This window comes from Shewanella sp. 3_MG-2023, from assembly GCF_030548765.1.
Taxonomy (GTDB): domain Bacteria; phylum Pseudomonadota; class Gammaproteobacteria; order Enterobacterales; family Shewanellaceae; genus Shewanella.
The window spans coordinates 1-1,038 of sequence record NZ_JAUOSH010000083.1 but is presented as its reverse complement, the minus strand read 5'-3'; the positions used below and the strand labels follow the sequence as shown (position 1 = coordinate 1,038).

1 pseudogene is annotated in these 1,038 nt (G+C 43.4%); it reads left to right on the top strand.

The features are described from left to right. A pseudogene (locus Q4591_RS20075) lies at nucleotides 1–1,038 on the top strand (hypothetical protein); the annotation flags it as partial.

The window sequence follows — 1,038 nt, the reverse complement described above, 5'->3', positions numbered from 1 at the left end:
GGCTGATTGATGTTGGTTTTTCATACTGGGGTAAGATATCCACAGGTATAGATATTCAGCACTTCATTATTAATTCTGTTGATGGTGCTACTAACCAGGCTAGATACGCATATGCGATTAATGGTTATGAGCGCCGTTATATTAAAGATTGGAATCACAAGTACGGCCTTGGAGATATGTCTAAGCCTGAAGACACGCCACCGGCAACATTCTGTGATGGCATTGCCCTTGATGGCTCAGCCACTGGCACATCAAACGGTCAAATTGATCAAGAATGTGGCGAATACTTTGCAAGTAAAGGCATAGAAATTGACCTTACTGATTGGTATGGCTACAGAAATATGCACACCTTTGCAGATGTTTGGCCTATGTATTACCCCGTTGATTATACCGCGGTAATGGCTAGACAGTTGATGTTTGCTGCACCAGAAAGCCATCGAGTTGGCGGGGATAATCAATATCCAATTTACGATATTGACGAGGCAATTCGTCCATTATCAGCAGAGCATTTTGGCTGGGGCGTTGCCGATTGTGGTACTTGTCACTCGTTAGGCAGTATTCACTCTGATGGCGACCAAGGTAGTTTGGGGGTTAACCCAACGCCCGTTTATGTTATGGATCTTGCAAATGGCGTACAGTCTTATGAAGTATTAGATGAAGCGGATCGCGCCGTAGCACCTTACCAATGTGCTCAGTGTCATGGTAGTAACGGCGCACCAGCAGGTCACGGTGAAATGGGGGTATGTTTCTGGTGCCATGATAATGAGTTCCAACCTAAAAACCATGGTTCAGTAAATAAACTGTTCCCGAAAATGTACGAAGGTGGTAACTCTCCTGAAGATATGAGTTATCACCCAGCTAAACCAATCATTGATGTGCCATCAACCGATAGAGATGCTGTGAGCGTTGTTAGTGCTGAAATGTATGGTGATGCAAATCACTTATTGAACATATTACCTGCGTTGAAAGATCAAAACTTTGTTTATATGCACGGCTTATATAGCGATGATATGAAAGTTAGGGGTAATAGTGACTGGA